The sequence below is a fragment of the Acetobacter tropicalis genome (assembly GCF_030644465.1).
GTDB lineage: Bacteria > Pseudomonadota > Alphaproteobacteria > Acetobacterales > Acetobacteraceae > Acetobacter > Acetobacter tropicalis.
In genome coordinates, this window is sequence record NZ_JAUYUW010000001.1 from 1,809,110 (window position 1) to 1,826,378 (window position 17,269).

The following is a 17,269-nucleotide window of genomic DNA, read 5'->3' on the forward strand; positions in this document are numbered from 1 at the left end:
TAATCATGCACAATTTGCGCAATTAGGCCGGTGCGCAGTATGAAAAAGACGAAGTGACGCAGCGTGGCTGGCTGGTAAGGACGAAGAGAATGTTTGCCGAAAACCTGACGGAAACGCTGTTGAGGGTGTTGGAAAGACCGGAACTGAAAGTTCTTGCACAATTCTGTTGCATTACGCTTAACCCTTCGATCGGACATCCTTTTCAGGTTAATCGGCAGGGAGACATCACTCTTGGCGCACCCTGCCTGGGGGAAGAGACAGTTGTAGCGTTTCACCTGCGGCATGCGCTTGAGCTCGCCGTTCTGTTGAAAAAAACCTCCGAATCGCAACGTGAAACCACCCGAATCATTTTGGCTGCCGCCCGTACAACTGCCAGATTCTGGTTGCTGGACAGTTGTGCCGACCAGCCTCCACCTGAAGCGTGGGTTCGTGTCTTTTCAGCAGCCGATGTACCCACAAAAGCGGCCTTGAAGGCTGTTTATCCAGTTTTTCAGCCTCTTGTAGCGGAGGCTGGGGGCCATGAACAAAGACCGCTTTCCTCTGGGGAGTGGGATGAGATTTTCGACTGGCTAGTGAAAGCTTGGTCTCTGATTGGTCCGGTTGAAGCGCTGATGGCAGAAGGAGGAGATGCGCGGCTGAGTGTGGGCGTGCGCACAGGGCTGAATCACTACGGATGTTCCCACCGCCCGCGCCCATGGGCTGTGACGTTCGCCTCCTCCACGGCCTCTTCCCTATCTGAACGCGGTTTTACAGGGGGGGAGCTTGCTCGACTGGCTTTGATGCGGGCCGTGCTACAAGGGAATGCTCATACGTTTTTAAAGCAGAAGGCGCGAGATATACGGGGCTATCTGGCCGGTTTTTTTGGGCTTGTGGATTCTGATGCGGTTATTCTCTCTCCTTCCGGCACGGATAGCGCATTGGCTGTGCTTGCATTCTCGGCGGCCTGCAACAAGCCCGTTACAACAGTACTGACAGCGCCGGATGAAACGGGAAGCGGTGTCCCTTTTGCTGCGCAAGGCTGCCATTTTGCGCAGGAAACAGCTCGTGGCGTCTTGGTGGAAAAAGGCAGCCTTGTAGACGGTTTTCCAGCGGACACACGGTGTTTGACGCTTCCCTTACGCAATGTGGAAGGGGGCTTACGTCTATCCGATGACGTTGTTCATTCCTGTCAGGTTATGGTGGCCGAAGAGGTTGCGGCAGGACGGCGGGTTCTCCTTCATGTTCTTGATTTGTCGAAAACTGGCCTGCTGGCGCCAGATATGGAAGCGATTGCCGCTTTGTGTGCTGCCTATCCGGGGTGTCTGGATGTGGTGGTGGATGCTTGCCAGACCCGTCTTATGCCCCAGCGGGTAAAAACCTATCTGGACCGTGAGTGGGCGGTAATGGTCACAGGTTCAAAGTTCTATACAGGCCCCCCATTCTGTGGGGCGTTGCTTCTGCCGGACTCCTGGAAAAAACGCCTCGCACACGGAGGGCTGCCTGCGGGGCTTGCGGCTTACGCCAACCAGTGTGAATGGCCTTCCAGCCCTGCGTGTCAGGTGCTGGCTTCAGGTGCTAATCATGGTTTGTTGCTCCGGTGGTCCGCGGCTCGGGCTGAGATGGAAGCGTTTGCCGCGATCCCGGCGGATGTGGTGTCAGAGCGTCTCCACAGTTTTCTGCATGCCGTGACACAGGCTATTCTGACTCAGCCTGATCTGCAATTATTGACCCCTTACGTGCCTCAACGCCCCATTCTGCCGGACGATTGGGACAGACGGCAGACTATTCTTTCTTTCATGGTCCGGGCTCCCGAGGCTCCGGATATTGATACGCCGCTTGATTTTGATCGATGTCGAAAACTGTATCAGTGGCTAAATGCGGATGTATCCGATTACGTGCCGTTGGTGGACCGCAAGCTGGGCGCGCTTCTATGCCATATCGGGCAGCCAGTTGCGCTACCTCACCCTCATGCGCGTGGAGGAAAAGCGGCAGCCTTGCGCCTATCAGCCGGAGCCCGACTGATATCGGGTGAACCTTCGCATGATGGATTGGGTACCAAGGCCAGAATGGCACGCGAAATAGCGGATGCCCGTAAGGTTCTGGAAAAAATCAGCCTGATTCTTGCACATTGGTCTGCTATTGCCACGGCAGATCCGCTGCCTTCCTATGCTCCTAAATTCAGTATGGGATTTCCCGCTTTGGGTGCAGATGGCTCATCATGTCATCATGGAAATGGTGGAGGTTCGCAGCAGGCAGGCATTACAATTTCTTCTCTTGCCTTGGGCCGTTCCTGATCGCACAACAGCAGCATGAGTGCATCTGTAACGTCTCCCAAAATCGTACAATCCAATCAGGGCAACTTTCTGGATACGCCTCAACTGGCCACGGGTGTGACCCGTTTCTGGCTTATTCGCCACGCGCTGGTGGAACAAAATGCCAGAATGAGCCTGTATGGCACTCTGGACGTACCCCTTTGCCCGGATAGCCTGATTGCCCAGCGCCCGATGTATGAAGCGCTGGCGGCACGCCTGCCCCGCAAGGCCCGCTGGCTGATCAGTCCCCTCTCGCGGACGCGGTGCACGGCGGAAGCCATTCAGGATGCCGGATATGGGCCTGCCGAACTAAAGGTTGAGCCAGCCCTGATTGAACAGAATCTGGGGGAATGGCAGGGAATGGCGCATCAGGAACTGCCGGATCACCTGCATCTTGCGCCGCATCCGTTCTGGTCCGTTGCGGCCTCTGAATGCCCCCCAAAAGGGGAAAGCATGATTGATGTCTGCGCCCGTGTGGGGCGCGGGCTGGATCGTCTGGCAGAAACCTATGCCGGACAGGATATGATTGCTGTCAGCCATGGCGGTGCCATTCGTGCGGCCCTGGCCCATGCTCTGCGTATTCATGCTGAAACGGCTTTGCATTTTTCCATCCAGAATCTATCTCTCACCATCCTGGAACGGCTGGAAGAGGGATGGCGGGTTGTAACCGTCAACGAATTGCCGGGCATCTGATTTTTTAAGCAATCGGCAGCAGAAATCAGGCTTTATCCCTTCTCAGGGAGTGCCAGATTTTTGCTGTTGCTGTTGCTGTTGCTGTTGTGGCGAAGGCGGTGCGGGTGACAGCGGGGGCGTGACCACCGGCGGTTTTCCGTTTTCTGCCGGTGGTATGGGTTGTGACGCCGCTGGCGGGTTTTGCTGCACGTTAGCTCCCGCAGGGGCGTCTTTTCGGGTCTGATCATCCTGTGCGTCCTCTTCTGTATGCAAAGCAGAAAGCGGTACGCCCTTAAGCGGAGATTTTTCGGTCACAGGAATATCCGGTCCCTTGGCATCCCACGCGTCAACAGGGGGAAGCGGCTGCTGGGATGGCTGATCAGCCAATGGGTTTTTGTCCAGAACTTTTCGGGTGCTTTGCGGGTAGCGGTTCATCAATCCCAGCAGGGTGCCGTTTGTCCAGCCAAAGCCGACCTGCATGGGGTATTCTCCACCGCCCTTGCCGCCGGTGGGGCTTATGTCGTTTGCCACAACATCATATTTTTCCAATAGAACACCACTTTTTTCAAAGGTGCCAATAACGCGTGCCATCCATCTGCGGCCAATATCGGCTGCCAGATCATGGTGCCCGTACTGTTCCAGCCCCTTTATGGCCATCCATTCTTCAGGAGCCCACCCGTTCGGGGCATCCCATTGCTGGCCGGTCACCTGATCCGTTACGGTCAGCCCGCCCACATGCAGCAACCGTTTCTGGATGGTATGCGCCACGGCATCGGCCTTGTCCTGTGGGGCCAGATGAAGGAAAAGCGGAACAGCCGTGGCAGTGGACAGAATGCCGGTGGGTTTGCTGGTTTTCCAGTTGTAATCGAAATAGGCGCCTTCTTTTTCATCCCACAGATAATGGTTGATGGCGTCCTGAAGCTGTTTGGCCTGCTGCATGTATGACGCGGATTTCCCTTTATCTCCACTCAGCGCGTAGGCGTGGGAGAGGGTCTGCATCAGATGCACCATCAGACAATTATATTCTATTGTCAGGAGCGATGTTGTCTGGATGGTTGAAAGGGTTTTTCCGTCCGCCAGCCAGCGTGAGGAATAATCCCATCCGGTTTCAGCGCCCGCGCGCAGATCACGCCAGAGATCATTGGCGTTGCGTTGTGTTTGGCGGGCAGTGGCCAGATCCTGCGGGTAGCTTTCATCGCGAGGCGTGTTCATGTCATCCCATGGGCGAAACATGAGTGTTCCGTCGGGGAGTTTTACGGCGTGTCGCCACGCGTTTCCGGGTTTGAGTGTGGCGGCTCCATCCGTCCAGTAATCATATTCGCGCTGCAGTTCTGGCAGGAAGGACGTGTAAACCACCTGCCCATCATGGCTGGCGAGCAGATCCAGCATCACGGAGAAAAACGGAGGCTGAGACCGGCTGAGATAATAGGTGCGGTTTCCGTTGGGCATATGCCCATACCGTGCGATCAGGGAGGCAATATCCTGCACCATGTTGCGCATCAGATCGATGTGCTCGTCCTCATAGAGGCCAATCATGGTAAAATAGCTGTCCCAGTAATATATTTCTGAAAAACGTCCGCCGGGAACAATGTATTTCTGTGGCAGTGCGAGCAGAGAAGACCACGGCACGGCAGTATCGGCGTCACGTGTCAGGACATCCCACATGCCGGTAATGTAATCGCGCACGTTTTCATCAGGTTTGCGTGAATAGGCAGCAGACCGCAGAACAGGAATGGTGAAATGTTCTGATACAAACAGCTTCAGGTTGAAATCGGGCAGGTCTTTCTGCTGCTTCCACATGGCAACCAGATCAACAGGAGCCTGATCGGGAATGGCATCGGCCACCGCTTTTGCATCCGTGAAGATTTTGGCTGCATGAATGGCGGCGAACAGTTCTCCTAGCGCAATGGACGGCGGACGCAGATCCTGCGGAATGGAGAGAGGGTGATCTCCCGCATGGGGAGCAGGAAGCCGATTGAACAGTTTGGCCTGCACGGGTGGCGTTGCATCATCCTGCTGGTCCAGCGCGGGAGAGGCATCACGAGGGCTTGCGGACTGCGCCACGCCAGCGTTGCTTTCAGGAGCAGGAGCAGGAGCAGGAGCAGGAGCAGGAGCAGGAGCAGGAGCAGGAGCAGGAGCAGGAGCAGGAGCAGGAGCAGGAGCAGGAGCAGGAGCAGGAGCAGGAGCAGGAGCAGGAGCCTGCGTTGCGGTGGAGGTGAGCCTGACCACGGAGGACGGTGCCGCGAGGGCCGGAGTTGGCTTTTCTCCTTCCACCTTAGAAGTCTCCACTGAGGGGAGGGCTCGTGCGCCTATTGGAGCGTCTGCCTGCATGGAGGAGGACGTTGGGGAGGGAAGCGGCGCAGCAGACTGCGCCCACCCGCTGAGTGGTGTGCTGGCCAGAAAAAGGAACAGGGCTACAGAGCGCAGGCGTGAGCAAGAGAGAGTGGCAGCAGGCAACGAGCGCGGAGTCAGCACGGAAGAAGGGAATATGCTGGAAATATGGGCTGTAGGGCTTGTTCTGTCCGTATGCGCGCTCATGTCTTTCTTTCAGTCGAAGTCTTTCTGGCCAACGCAAAACCTGTCAGCCTCTCTTGCCAAGGCGGAGGAATGGAAACCTCCGGCTGGTAGGTAAAGAACGGTGCAACCGGGATCGGGTTTTGCGTAACACCGGAACTGTCTATGCTTTTCAGCCATGCTGGGCGATTGTGGCCCGCGCACTTTTAGTCCTGTCAGGAGTTTTGTTCATGTCGTCCCCTCTTTCAAGCCCCGGGGCTCTGGCCGTTACGGATGACCTGTTTTTCAAGCGGCCCAACGCCTTGCTGCAACGGGACGAAGCCGAAGGGCTGGCCCGCGATGCGCTGACAGGCATGGATGATGGTGAACTTTTTCTGGAATACAGGGAAAGCGAGAGCATTGCGCTGGATGATGGTGTGATCCGCTCCGCCTCTTTTGATACCAGTTGCGGGTTTGGTTTGCGGTCAGTGCTGGGTGAGGAAACCGGCTTTGCCCATTCTGATGATCTGAGCCGTTCAGCCCTGAAGCGGGCTGCTGATGCGGTCAGTGCTGTGCGCAATGGTCGGTCCGGCACCATGGCGGATGCGCCGCGCTCCACCAACACGCGCCTTTATACGGATGCAAACCCTCTGGGGGATACGGATTTTGCTGCCCGCTCCGGGTTGCTGTCCCGCATTGATGCCTATGCCCGGGGCAAGGACAGCCGTGTGGTGCAGGTTATGGCGTCTCTTTCTGGTGAGTGGCAGGCCGTGCAGATTATCCGTGCGGACGGGGTGCGCGTGGCCGATCTGCGGCCTCTGGTGCGCTTGAATGTGTCCGTGGTGGTGGAACAGGGTGGCAAACGGGAAAGTGGCAGCCATGGGCTGGGCGGTCGCTATGAAATCAACCGTTTGCTTGAAGAACCGACCTGGCAGGGCGCTGTGGATGAAGCCCTGCGGCAGGCATTGGTCGCTCTTGAAGCCCGTCCTGCTCCGGCGGGTGAGATGGAAGTGGTGCTCGGCGCTGGCTGGCCCGGTATTCTGTTGCATGAAGCGGTTGGGCATGGGCTTGAAGGAGACTTCAACCGCAAGGGCACATCCGCTTTTGCTGGCCTTATGGGCAAGCGGGTGGCGGCTCCCGGTGTCACGGTGATTGATGATGGGTCTTTGCCTGATCGGCGCGGCAGCCTGACCGTGGATGATGAAGGCACCCCCACAGGCCGCACCGTGCTGATTGAAGACGGTATTCTAACGGGTTACTTGCAGGATCGCCTCAATGCCCGGCTGATGCACATGGCTCCTACCGGCAATGGTCGGCGTCAGTCCTATGCGCATGTGCCGCTGCCCCGCATGACCAACACCCTCATGCTGCCGGGTCAGGCATCCACGGAAGATATGATCCGCTCCATGAAGCGCGGTCTGTATGCGGTGCATTTTGGTGGCGGTCAGGTGGATATTACCTCCGGCAAGTTCGTGTTCTCAGCATCTGAAGCCTATCTGGTGGAAGATGGAAAAATCACGGCTCCCGTTAAAGGGGCCACGCTGATTGGCAGCGGTGCGGAAGCCATGACGCAGGTTTCCATGATCGGGAAAGATATGGAACTTGATCCGGGCATTGGTACCTGTGGCAAGGCCGGGCAGGGCGTGCCTGTGGGTGTGGGGCAGCCCACCCTGAAAATGGCAGGCCTGACCGTGGGCGGCACGGCCTGAGCATAAAAAGGGGATACGCGTGGCAGCGTGTGCGGGCTGACGCGCGGATTTTATTGAACCGAAAAAGGCGGCAGAAGGAGCCTGCGTGGGCGAATCGAGAGGTTTCTGCTGTTTGACCTCTCGTGGTAGAGCGTGGTGCGGAAAGACCACGCGGCGTGCTGACGCGTGACAGACAAGGGTAAGAGAATGGTCGAAAACGGGTATCAGAGTCCTTTCATGCAGGAAGCCGCCGCCCGCGGTTTCATTTTCCAGTGCACGGATGCACAGGCGCTGGATGATGCCATGGCGAAGGGGTCTGTCGCCGCGTATATCGGGTTTGATCCCACGGCAGACAGTCTGCACGTGGGGAGCCTGATCCAGATCATGATGCTGCGTCTGCTGCAAAAGCATGGCCACCGGCCTGTAGCCCTTATGGGCGGAGGCACGGCGCGGATCGGTGACCCGTCTTTCCGTGAGGAAGCCCGCAGGTTGATGACGGAAGAGACCATCACCACCAATCTGGCAGGCATTGAAGGCTGCCTCCGCCAGTTTCTGACATTTGGTGAGGGTGCTTCTGAGGCCAGGCTGGTCAACAATGCGGACTGGCTGGACAAGCTGGCCTATATTGACCTGCTGCGGGATGTGGGGGTGCATTTTTCCATTAACCGCATGCTGGCGTTTGATTCCGTCAAAAGCCGCCTGGACCGTGAGCAGGGCCTGACCTTTCTGGAGTTCAATTACTCCATTCTCCAGTCCTATGACTTCCGTGAACTGAACCGCAGGCATGGCGTCACGCTGCAGTTGGGTGGATCAGACCAGTGGGGCAATATTGTCTCGGGTGTGGATCTGGTGCGTCGCACAGACCAGAAAAGCGTAATGGGGCTGACCACGCCGCTGCTGACCACCGCATCAGGCGCCAAGATGGGCAAGACGGCCAACGGCGCGGTGTGGCTTTCCGAAGCCCGTCTGCCGGTGTTTGATTACTGGCAGTTTTGGCGGAATACGGAAGATGCCGATGTCGGCCGCTTCCTGCGCCTGTTTACGGATCTACCTTTGGAAGAATGCGCCCGTCTTGAAGCGCTTGAAGGCGCGGAGATCAACGAGGCCAAGAAAGTTCTGGCGACTGAAGCCACGGCTCTCTGCCATGGGCGCAAAGCCGCTCTGGCTGCGGCAGAAGCGGCCCGTCAGACCTTTGAAGAAGGCAAGGTGGCCGCAGCAGACCTGCCAGTGCACGAAGTTCCACTCTCTGTGCTGACGGAAGGGGTGCCGGTGTTCCGTCTGCTGGTGGAGGCAGGGCTTGCCAAAACCAATGGTGAAGCCCGGCGTTTGATTCGCGGTGGGGGAGCACGCGTGAATAACCAGCCTGTTGCTGATGAAAACAGGCTGGTGACTCAGGCAGACGCGGTGGAAGGGGCTGTTCGGCTTTCTTCAGGTAAAAAGCATCATGTGCTGATCAAGGCCGGGTAAAGGGACTGGCCTGTCAGAGATGACTGGCGGAGAGAAAAAATGAAGCGCATTCCTCTACTCGTGGTCTGTCTGGCTGTAACCTGCTCTCTTTCAGGCTGTGTGGGCCCGGACGTGGGATACGGAACATATGGCTATTCAGGCTATGGTTACGGCCCACAATATGATGGGTATTACGGCTATGGTCCCGGCCCACGGTGGGGCTATGCGGCCCGTCGGATAAGGCCCATGCCGCCGCCGCCTCGCCCTGGCGGAAGGCCGGGTGGTGGTGGACGGCCCGGAGGTAGACCCGGAGGCGGTGGTCGCCCGGGAGGCGGAGCTCATGGTGGTCCGGGTGGGCGTCCTGGCGGAGGTCCGGGTGGCGGAGGTGGCCAGCGCGGTCCCTCAAGAGGCGGCGGCGGAGGCCATAGTTCCGGCGGTCCACGCGGCCCTCGTTAAAAGGCGCCCGCTTACCGTTTTTAAAGAAATCAAAAGAGAGGAAGCCATCACGCTTTCTCTCTTTTTTGTCTGCTGGACATGAATTTGCTGCGGTATGGTCGCGCAGATATTCCCCGTTCAATTTTTCAGCCAGAAACAGTCTCGCTACCGTTTTTTCCTGCTGAATTTTCAAACAGTTTTTCAGGAAAAATGGAGGGGGAGAGATGCGCCTCTGCCTTACACGGGCGGAGAGAACGCAAATATTGTTTTTTGTGGAGAGAACTGGTGCTGCTGGACAGGATTGAACTGTCGACCTCTCCCTTACCAAGGGAGTGCTCTACCACTGAGCTACAGCAGCGACGTTGGCGGCGTTCTAGCGTTTCACGCGCAACGCCGCAAGTCTGTTTCCGCTTAAAAAGCGGAATTAATCATCACGGTGGGTTTTTTCCATCCGTTCATGCTGTTCCTGCGCCTCAATGGAGAGGGTCGCAATCGGGCGAGCTTCCAGACGGCGCAGGGCAATGGGTTCCCCTGTTTCTTCACAGTAGCCGTAACTGCCGTTTTCAACACGCTGCAGAGCAAGGTTGATCTTGCCAATCAGCTTGCGGGCACGGTCACGGGTACGCAGTTCCAGCGCGCGGTCTGTTTCCACGCTGGCGCGGTCTGTGATGTCTGCTTCATGAATCCCGCCTTCGGAAAGGCTGGCAAGAGTATCTCCTGCCTCTTTGAGGAGTTCGGCACGCCACTTGAGAAGCTTCTGCCTGAAATACTCCGTCTGAAGAGGGTTCATGAACTCCTCGTCGTCTGACGGGCGGTAGTCCGGCGGTAGAGTGATCATAGTCAGTGTCAGCCTTTGCAATGACAGGAATCCTGCCTTGAAAGAATGACGCGGCTTATAACGGGGGCTGCCCGGAACGCCAAGAAGATAATGGAGGCAAGAGCCAAGAAAAGCGGAGGGCTGCCCGGTAACTATGCGCCATAGTTCAAGAATTCGGCCAATGCTTACCAGTTATGGGAACGGATTATTTGGTCCGTACGTGCGGATCATTGGGCACGGTCACGTTTTTGCGCAGGGGTGCCGCATTCTGCGCTGCTGCCATCAGCCATCCGGCAAACAGAAAGACCCACCCCGCAGTAGGGAAGGAGAACAGGGCGCTGGTGGAGGCTATGGGCCACAGAACGGTGCAGCACATCACAAACAGCATGGCCTGTTGGGGGGCGTGGGTGGGGGAAAGATGCCGTGTGCCAGCCTTCAGCCAGCACACAACCGTAGCGGCAAAAGCGGCAAGACCCAGAAGGCCCGCCGTTGTGGCAACCTGAAGATAGTAGTTGTGGGGGTGAATATTGCATCCAGTTCCTGCCGGGCTATCAAGCGGCGGGAGCCCGAGCGCGGAAATACCAGCGCTATGCATGCCCAACTGACAGAAATTACGAAATCCATCCACGCCCAGCCCGAGCCATGGGTGGTTGAGCACCATGATGCTGGCCTTGGTAAAGAGCTGCCCGTAATCACTGGTGGCAAAATGCTGGAGCTGATTGGAAAATTTCAGCACCAGTTTGGCATAGGTGGGCGGGGAGATAACCGGCAGGCTGGCAAGGGCCGCAGCAACGCACGCCAGCAGCGCGACAAACGGCCACCGGAACTGCCGCACCAGCAGGGCAGTCAGAAACAGGCCAAACAGCAGCAGCACATTGCTCATGCGCTGGCCAATCAGCACCATGGTCAGGGCCGAAAACAGCAGCAGCACGCAGCTACCAACCCATGCGCCACGGTTTTTACTGTGCAGGGCATGCAGCACCACGGGCATGATGCCGGGGAAGAACAACATCAGGAAGGTAAAGCCCGCACGGGGTTTAACAAACGGGCCGGTCAGGGAGCCGTCTCCCCATCGGGGGGCTCCCATCAGGTTGGTGCCCGTCAGATATTGTTCCCAGCACTGGCTCATAAGCCATAGGGCCAGCAGAAAAAACACGCCCCCCAAGGCCATGCGCCGAGTCTGGCGGGCGAGAATCCAGTTCTGGGTGGCAGCGGTCAGCAAAAACAGGCGCGGCAGACACAGGGCCTGTGTCCAGGCTCCCTTGAGTCCAACATGTATGGAAGAGAGCAGGCACAGCCCACAGAACAGGGCGGCGGGAATGATCCATGGCTTGCGAAGCCATTGCCAGTCCCGGGTCAGGCCAGAATAAATCAGAAAGAAAACGCCAATAAGCGTTGCTGCAATATCGCTGAGCGCCCGACTGTAAAACATCAGCAGGGGCAGCAGCAGGGTGCAGGCCGTGCCGGTGAGTGTCAGGCTTTTTGCCAGCACTGTCTGCCAGCGGGGGAGGGGGGCGTCCATCAGGTCAAAACGAGTCACATCAGAAGCCCGCTCGTCTCATACGGGCGGGCCTCCGGGTGTCCGGACTTAGAACGGAATTTCGTCATCCAGATCGTTATTGCTGCTGGGGGCATCCCAACCGCCAGAGGAGCTACCGCCACGAGAAGGCGTATTCTGGCGCGGAGCGGAAGAGCCGCCGCCAAAATCACCACCGCCGCCATATCCGCCGCTGCTGCCACCGTAGCTGCTACCGCCGCCGCCAAAGCCGCCACCGGCATCATCACTATCATTGCTGGAACGGCTATCCAGCAGAACCAGTTCCCCACGGAACCGTTCCACAATCACTTCGGTCGTGTAGCGTTCCTGCCCGGACTGATCTGTCCATTTCCGGGTTTGCAACGCACCCTCCAGGTAAACCTTGCGGCCTTTGCGCAGAAAGCGTTCCGCCACATCAGCCAGCCGTTCATTGAAGATCACCACACGGTGCCATTCCGTGCGTTCACGGCGCTCGCCAGACTGACGATCGTTCCACGTGTCACTGGTGGCCAGTGTCAGGGAAACAATTTTCATGCCGCTCTGGCTGGTGCGCACTTCCGGGTCCTTACCCAGATTGCCGACCAGAATAACCTTATTGACACTGCCAGCCATCAGAGACCCCGTTTCGCTGTACCATTTAAAAGAATGTCTCGCCCGTGTAGCGCACTCCGCTACGGCTATAAAGTCCGTGAAGCCGTTTGGCTGCTCTTTCTACCCATGAATGTGAGAGGCTTCTTGCGGTCAGAAGACCGTATGCCGCCTGCTACATCCCCCTTTTTCGTTTTGGGTATTCTCCGTCAGATTTTCTGTATCGCGCCTTATAAATCCGTTTCGGATGCCCACACGGGTTTCCTGCGGACAGGCACGATAAGAAATGACGAAGATGAGATCAGAACCGAAAAAGGAAGGAGAATGACGGCCTTACCCCTCTATCCGCCACACCGATATCCGCGCTGCGCCATGCTTGCGTTCGGCCAACAGGGCGCCAGAAAAAACAGGAAGAGGATCATCCGTCTCAGGCACGGAGACACCCTGTTGTTCAATATCCAGCAGGGGCAACGGTTCCTGTGCGGAGGTTTCAATAACGGCAATGGCGTGTGGGGCAATCCATCCCTGTGCCTTTAGCGCTGCAAGCGTGCGGGCCGGGAGGTTTTGGCGGTAAGGAGGGTCCAGAAACAGCAGGGAGCACGGTATCGCCGCACGTGGAGGGGAGGTGACATCCTTTGCAAAAACCTTGCATCGGTCCTGCCAGCCGCACCCGGCAATATTGGCACGCAGCGCTGCTAAAGCGGCCCGATCAGTTTCAAAAAAAGTGGCCTGTGCCGCCCCGCGAGAGAGCGCTTCCAGTGCCAGCGCCCCAGTGCCTGCAAATGCATCAAGCACATGGGCATTGTCCAGAAGGCGCGAGCCCCCCCACGGCGCATGGAGCAGCATGTCAAACAACGCCTGCCGCACGCGGTCCGCTGTGGGGCGGGTGGTTGTGCCCTGTGGGGCGGCCAGCACGCGGCCTTTGCGGGCTCCAGCAATAATGCGCATGTCTAGCGCGTTGGGCGGGGCTTGGAGGCAGAGGTGCGGGAACCGCTTTTCTCTGGCCCTTTGGGCATTTGTTCACGCAGAATCTTGCCTGGCACTTCTTCCAGTTCTCCGCGTTTGAGCGTGCCAAGCTGGAAGGGGCCGTAGCTGGTGCGGATCAGGCGGCTGACATGCAGGTTAAGGCCCGCCATCACTTTACGGATTTCACGATTCTTGCCTTCGCGGAGGGAAACCGTAAGCCACGCATTGTCGCCCTTGCGGGAATCCAGCCCTGCATCAATGGGGCCGTAGCGCACACCTTCAAACACGCTGCCTTCCGCTAACGCCGCAAGACGTGCTTCATCCACCACGCCAAACACCCGCACACGGTAGCGGCGAATCCACCCATTGGAAGGCAGTTCCAGCCGACGTGCCAGTTCACCATCATTGGTCAGCAGCAGCAGGCCTTCACTGTTCAGATCCAGTCGGCCGACGCTGATAACGCGGGGCATCCCTTCCGGCAGAGAGGCAAAAACCGTGGGGCGGCCTTCCGGGTCTTTATGCGTGGTCACCAGCCCGTCGGGCTTGTGGTAGCGCCATAGCCGGGTGCGGTCAGGGGAGGAAACAGCCTTGCCATCTACCTGCACCAGATCCTGCTCGGTCACAAACGTGGCGGGATGGGTCACGGGTTGGCCATTCAGGCGCACCCGTCCTTCCTCAATCATCCGTTCCGCATCGCGCCTGCTGGCTACACCTGTGCGGCCCAGCCATTTGGCAATGCGTTCTCCACGCGGTTCCTGCGTCACTCTGTTTCTCCTGCCGCCTGAATAAAGGCGTTAAAAATCTTCCGGTCGCCCGGGTCTATGCCAAATTCGGGGTGCCATTGCACCCCAAGGCAAAATCGTTGGGTGGGGTCTTCTATGCCTTCAATCAGCCCATCATCCGCCACAGCGTTTACAACGGCGCGGCCGGGTGTGCGGACGGCCTGATGATGGGAGGAATTGACCGCCATATGGCTGGTGGTGGCAATCTGCGCCAGCAGCGTGTGGGGCGTAATGTTTACGGCATGGCTGGCTTCATCACGGGGGTTGGGTTGCTCATGCGGCAGAGCATCCGGGAAGGAGGCTGGGATATGCTGGATCAGCGTGCCCCCAAGGGCCACGGCCATAAGCTGCATGCCCCCGCAAATGCCCAGAACGGGGGTGTTCTGATGCAGTGCTGCTGCCAGATAAGCCGTTTCCGCCTGCGTACGGCGGGGGCGCAGGGTGATGGTCTCATGGCAGGTGGTGTCACCATACAGGGTGGGGTCAATGTCAAACGCCCCGCCTGTAATCAGCAGTCCGTCAATATGGGGAAGATACTCCCCCGCCAGTTGCGGGAAAAGTGGCAAGGCCACGGGTAACCCGCCCGCTGTGGAGACAGCGGACATGTAATTCTCCCGCAGGGCATACCACGGAAATCTGGAATAACGGTCTGTGCCGCCTGCTTCATGATCAAGCGTAATGCCAATAACAGGACGGCGTGCGGTCATTTATCCGGGTTCTTAAGCAGAAAGCGCAATGGTCAAGTGTCTTCACTGCCATAGTGGCAGCAGTTTTGCACGCGCTATATCTGCCCGTTACCGGAACGGCTTTGCATGTAAGTGCAAAAGCGGCGTTAGCCCGGTAGGAAAGACGTATGATGAATAGTGCGGGCCGGGGCCGGAGAGGGCTCATTAACCGTACGGTCCACAACGGAGAGACCAAGGCCGATAGCCGCAGCGGCCAGGATGAGAGACAGGCTATGCATTGTACTAATCCTTTCCCGCAAAATCAGGCTGGTGAAGGCCTGATAAAAAACAAAGCAACCCGCGATCTGTTACAGAACAGATCATGGCATCTATAAGGCATGATGACAGCAAAGGTTGCAGAGATGCAAGAAAAAACCGTGCCTTAATTTGGGCCAGATAGGCTTTGGGTCAGAACAGTGTGTGAGGATTGACACATTTTGTGAGGCCGGTGTGAAACACACCGTAAGGACACGCCCACACGGCGGGCAACAGGGGGGAGGCACATGGAAAACGGGATGGAGGTTGCCCTCCAGCAGGCCCGGGAGGCAGGGCTACGCGGAGAGGTGCCCGTGGGCGCCGTGCTGCTCGGCCCGGATGGCGCCGTACTGGCGCAGAATGGCAACCGGGTGGAGGAATGGTGTGATCCCTCCGCCCATGCGGAAATGCTGGTCATGCGCGAAGCGGTAAGGCTGCGGCAGGGTAAGAGGCTGGCGGATTGTACGCTGGTGGTTACCCTTGAGCCGTGCCCCATGTGTGCGGCGGCCATTACGCATTTTCGCGTAGGGCGGGTGCTGTTCGGTGCTTATGACCCCAAAGGGGGAGGCGTGGAACATGGCCCCCGGGTGCCTTATCGCCCGGAAAGCCTGCACAAGCCGGAGGTGATTGGGGGGGTGCGGGAACGGGAAGCAGGTGCGCTGCTTAAAACATTTTTCCAGATACTACGCGCCACCACCGTGCCGGCGGATTCCTGACCCGGGGCTCTTTTGTTTTTGGGGGCAAGGAACCATCTTATCCTTACAAGCGTCTGGTATTAGGCAAAAAAGGCCGGTTAAGATGCGGGAACAGGGTGGCCCAATGCCGCGCCCGGGTGGGGCAGCGCCCTGCCTGACAATGCAAGGAACAGTCGGAAACGTGATGTCGGAAAAATCTGTGTCAAAATTTTTCGGGCGGTCTCGCCGCAAGACACTTCTGGCCCTGCTGGCCGGAGCAAGCCTGATGGTGGATGTGGGCGCAGGGCCTCTGGCGGTAATGGGGTATAATGCTGCCCACGCACAGGATGCCGGGGCCATCAAACCTAGCGCTCAGGGCCAGAAAATTCCAGATTTCGTTAATCTGGTGAAGCAGGTCAAACCTGCCGTGGTTTCCATTACATCCATGCTCAAGGCGGATTCGGTGGAAGATGAAAACGGTGGCATGGGTGGCGGTATGGGCGGCATGCCCTTTCCTTTTCCTTTCCCGTTCCAGATGGCGCCTCAGCATTCCCGCCAACTGGTAGAAGCGCGCGGGTCAGGCTTTGTCATTTCTGCTGATGGCTATGTGGTGACCAACAACCATGTGGTGAAAGGGGCCACCAAGGTTACTGTCACGCTTGATGACGGCACCACCCTTCCGGCCAAGATTATCGGGCGGGACGGAAAGACCGATCTGGCACTCTTGAAAGTGACATCCTCCCAAAAGCTGCCTTTTATTGAACTGGGTGAATCGGATGATGTGCAGCCCGGTGAATGGGTTGTAGCGGTCGGCAATCCGTATGGTCTGGGTGGCACTGTTACCGCCGGGATTGTCTCGGCCCGTGGTCGTGACATCAATGAAGGCCCGTATGACAACTTCATCCAGATTGATGCGCCCATCAATCGTGGGAACTCCGGTGGCCCGCTGTTCACGCAGGATGGTAAGGTTGTCGGCGTCAATACGGCTATTCTCTCTCCTTCAGGGGGCGGGTCCATCGGGATCGGATTTGCCATTCCGTCCGATACGGTGCGGAGCGTGACAGACCAGTTGCGGAAAACTGGCCATGTAGTGCGCGGCTATCTGGGCGTGAACGCGCAGGTGATCTCCCCCGCCATGGCCAAGGCGCTCAATCTGCCTTCTTCCAGCGCGGGTGCCGCTCCTGCCGGAGCACTGGTTGCCAGCGTAACGCCTGATAGCCCGGCTGAAAAAGCTGGCTTGAAAGCGGAAGATGTCATTACTGATTTCAACGGCCAGAAAGTAACGTCCCCGCATGATCTGGCGGTGCGCGTTGCCTCTATTGCACCGGGTGCGGATGCCAAGATGGGTTACATCCGTGCTGGCAAACCGCAGACAGTCACCATCAAGATTGGCAATCTGGCCACTGCTGGCAATGATGGCGGTGTCAGTGGCGCTTCGGCTGCGGGTCCGCATCTGGGGGTCTCTCTGGCTCCGCTGAATGCTGATGTGCGCCGCCAGCTTGGGCTGGGTAATGACGTGCATGGCGTGGTGGTGAATGATATTCAGCCCGGCTCACCGGCAGATCAGGCCGGCATTCGCCCCGGAGACGTCATTCAGTCTGTAGGCGGGCAGGCTGTGGATGCGCCACGTGCTGCCGTTACGGCCGTAAGAGGGGCGCTGGCTGCCAAAAAGCCGGTGCTTCTGCGCATTCTGCGTGATGGGCAGTCTCTCTTTATCGCTATCTCTCCGGATGGAAGCTCCGGGGGAGACACTTCCGATAATGATGGTGATGACGACTGATAAATCCTTCCAGTAAGGATACCGGAAAAAGCGTCGGCCCTTCGGGGTTGGCGCTTTTTTTATGGCTGTAGGGTCATGGGTGTTCTGGAAGGTCTGATGGGCATCTGTACAAGAACAGCA

At 57.9% G+C, this 17,269-nt stretch carries 15 protein-coding genes and 1 tRNA gene; 7 read left to right on the top strand and 9 right to left on the bottom strand.

Annotated features, from left to right (window positions below):
• Positions 1-89: 89 nt before the first annotated feature.
• Both QWU00_RS08070 and QWU00_RS08075 read left to right on the top strand, forming a co-directional pair.
• The gene (locus QWU00_RS08070) at positions 90-2,273 is read left to right on the top strand and encodes a hypothetical protein (RefSeq protein WP_187668604.1); all 2,184 of its coding nucleotides are present in this window, start codon (positions 90-92) and stop codon (positions 2,271-2,273) included.
• 15 nt (positions 2,274-2,288) lie between these two features.
• Complete coding sequence (locus tag QWU00_RS08075; RefSeq protein ID WP_035382618.1) at positions 2,289-2,984, top strand: histidine phosphatase family protein; 696 nt, start codon at positions 2,289-2,291, stop codon at positions 2,982-2,984.
• Positions 2,985-3,026: 42 nt separating this feature from the next.
• On the opposite strand, the gene treF is transcribed toward QWU00_RS08075, so the two are convergent.
• The gene (gene treF, locus QWU00_RS08080; protein WP_304651033.1) at positions 3,027-5,501 is read right to left on the bottom strand and encodes an alpha,alpha-trehalase TreF; all 2,475 of its coding nucleotides are present in this window, start codon (positions 5,499-5,501) and stop codon (positions 3,027-3,029) included.
• A gap of 206 nt (positions 5,502-5,707) precedes the next feature.
• Here treF and tldD point away from each other — a divergent pair, with 206 nt between their 5' ends.
• The 3 genes from tldD to QWU00_RS08095 all read left to right on the top strand — a co-directional run bounded on the left by tldD (position 5,708) and on the right by QWU00_RS08095 (position 9,046).
• A complete protein-coding gene (gene tldD, locus QWU00_RS08085; protein WP_035382620.1) occupies positions 5,708-7,165 on the top strand; it encodes a metalloprotease TldD in 1,458 nt (485 codons plus the stop codon).
• Positions 7,166-7,351: 186 nt separating this feature from the next.
• The gene (gene tyrS / locus QWU00_RS08090; protein WP_035382622.1) at positions 7,352-8,611 is read left to right on the top strand and encodes a tyrosine--tRNA ligase; all 1,260 of its coding nucleotides are present in this window, start codon (positions 7,352-7,354) and stop codon (positions 8,609-8,611) included.
• A 39-nt stretch (positions 8,612-8,650) separates the two neighbouring features.
• Positions 8,651-9,046 (top strand): hypothetical protein, encoded by a 396-nt coding sequence (locus QWU00_RS08095; protein ID WP_140385824.1) that lies wholly within the window; start codon positions 8,651-8,653, stop codon positions 9,044-9,046.
• Between the two features lie 262 nt (positions 9,047-9,308).
• Here the strand turns inward: QWU00_RS08095 and QWU00_RS08100 are convergent.
• The 8 genes from QWU00_RS08100 to QWU00_RS08135 all read right to left on the bottom strand — a co-directional run bounded on the left by QWU00_RS08100 (position 9,309) and on the right by QWU00_RS08135 (position 14,679).
• A tRNA-Thr gene (locus tag QWU00_RS08100) sits at positions 9,309-9,383 on the bottom strand.
• Positions 9,384-9,449: 66 nt separating this feature from the next.
• Positions 9,450-9,863, bottom strand: a complete 414-nt coding sequence (gene dksA / locus QWU00_RS08105) for an RNA polymerase-binding protein DksA (protein ID WP_035382626.1) — start codon at positions 9,861-9,863, stop codon at positions 9,450-9,452.
• A 184-nt stretch (positions 9,864-10,047) separates the two neighbouring features.
• Positions 10,048-11,382: an O-antigen ligase family protein gene (locus QWU00_RS08110; protein WP_150395653.1), complete on the bottom strand. Its 1,335-nt coding sequence runs from the start codon at positions 11,380-11,382 to the stop codon at positions 10,048-10,050.
• Between the two features lie 48 nt (positions 11,383-11,430).
• Positions 11,431-11,991: a single-stranded DNA-binding protein gene (ssb, locus tag QWU00_RS08115; protein ID WP_006558631.1), complete on the bottom strand. Its 561-nt coding sequence runs from the start codon at positions 11,989-11,991 to the stop codon at positions 11,431-11,433.
• Between the two features lie 309 nt (positions 11,992-12,300).
• Positions 12,301-12,915, bottom strand: coding sequence for a 16S rRNA (guanine(966)-N(2))-methyltransferase RsmD (rsmD, locus tag QWU00_RS08120; RefSeq protein ID WP_035382628.1), 615 nt, complete (start codon positions 12,913-12,915; stop codon positions 12,301-12,303).
• A 2-nt stretch (positions 12,916-12,917) separates the two neighbouring features.
• Positions 12,918-13,697 (bottom strand): pseudouridine synthase, encoded by a 780-nt coding sequence (locus QWU00_RS08125; protein ID WP_006558633.1) that lies wholly within the window; start codon positions 13,695-13,697, stop codon positions 12,918-12,920.
• Entirely contained in the window at positions 13,694-14,422 is a 729-nt protein-coding gene (locus QWU00_RS08130; protein ID WP_035382630.1) for a gamma-glutamyl-gamma-aminobutyrate hydrolase family protein, read from the bottom strand. Before QWU00_RS08130 ends, QWU00_RS08125 begins: the two co-directional genes overlap by 4 nt.
• A 125-nt stretch (positions 14,423-14,547) precedes the next feature.
• The gene (locus QWU00_RS08135; protein WP_254906903.1) at positions 14,548-14,679 is read right to left on the bottom strand and encodes a hypothetical protein; all 132 of its coding nucleotides are present in this window, start codon (positions 14,677-14,679) and stop codon (positions 14,548-14,550) included.
• Positions 14,680-14,943: 264 nt separating this feature from the next.
• Here QWU00_RS08135 and QWU00_RS08140 point away from each other — a divergent pair, with 264 nt between their 5' ends.
• Both QWU00_RS08140 and QWU00_RS08145 read left to right on the top strand, forming a co-directional pair.
• Positions 14,944-15,411: a nucleoside deaminase gene (locus QWU00_RS08140; RefSeq protein WP_035382633.1), complete on the top strand. Its 468-nt coding sequence runs from the start codon at positions 14,944-14,946 to the stop codon at positions 15,409-15,411.
• A gap of 277 nt (positions 15,412-15,688) precedes the next feature.
• Positions 15,689-17,149, top strand: a complete 1,461-nt coding sequence (locus QWU00_RS08145; protein ID WP_392388312.1) for a trypsin-like peptidase domain-containing protein — start codon at positions 15,689-15,691, stop codon at positions 17,147-17,149.
• Positions 17,150-17,269: the final 120 nt, after the last annotated feature.

What these genes read in the sequence shown, in the direction of transcription:
- ssb (WP_006558631.1), bottom strand. Translation starts at nt 11,991, where the DNA reads ATGGCTGGCAGTGTCAATAAGGTTATTCTGGTCGGCAATCTGGGTAAG.
- QWU00_RS08095 (WP_140385824.1), top strand. Translation starts at nt 8,651, where the DNA reads ATGAAGCGCATTCCTCTACTCGTGGTCTGTCTGGCTGTAACCTGCTCT.
- tyrS (WP_035382622.1), top strand. Translation starts at nt 7,352, where the DNA reads ATGGTCGAAAACGGGTATCAGAGTCCTTTCATGCAGGAAGCCGCCGCC.
- QWU00_RS08075 (WP_035382618.1), top strand. Translation starts at nt 2,289, where the DNA reads ATGAGTGCATCTGTAACGTCTCCCAAAATCGTACAATCCAATCAGGGC.
- treF (WP_304651033.1), bottom strand. Translation starts at nt 5,501, where the DNA reads ATGAGCGCGCATACGGACAGAACAAGCCCTACAGCCCATATTTCCAGC.
- QWU00_RS08135 (WP_254906903.1), bottom strand. Translation starts at nt 14,679, where the DNA reads ATGCATAGCCTGTCTCTCATCCTGGCCGCTGCGGCTATCGGCCTTGGT.
- QWU00_RS08130 (WP_035382630.1), bottom strand. Translation starts at nt 14,422, where the DNA reads ATGACCGCACGCCGTCCTGTTATTGGCATTACGCTTGATCATGAAGCA.
- tldD (WP_035382620.1), top strand. Translation starts at nt 5,708, where the DNA reads ATGTCGTCCCCTCTTTCAAGCCCCGGGGCTCTGGCCGTTACGGATGAC.
- dksA (WP_035382626.1), bottom strand. Translation starts at nt 9,863, where the DNA reads ATGATCACTCTACCGCCGGACTACCGCCCGTCAGACGACGAGGAGTTC.
- QWU00_RS08145 (WP_392388312.1), top strand. Translation starts at nt 15,689, where the DNA reads ATGGGGTATAATGCTGCCCACGCACAGGATGCCGGGGCCATCAAACCT.
- rsmD (WP_035382628.1), bottom strand. Translation starts at nt 12,915, where the DNA reads ATGCGCATTATTGCTGGAGCCCGCAAAGGCCGCGTGCTGGCCGCCCCA.
- QWU00_RS08140 (WP_035382633.1), top strand. Translation starts at nt 14,944, where the DNA reads ATGGAAAACGGGATGGAGGTTGCCCTCCAGCAGGCCCGGGAGGCAGGG.
- QWU00_RS08070 (WP_187668604.1), top strand. Translation starts at nt 90, where the DNA reads ATGTTTGCCGAAAACCTGACGGAAACGCTGTTGAGGGTGTTGGAAAGA.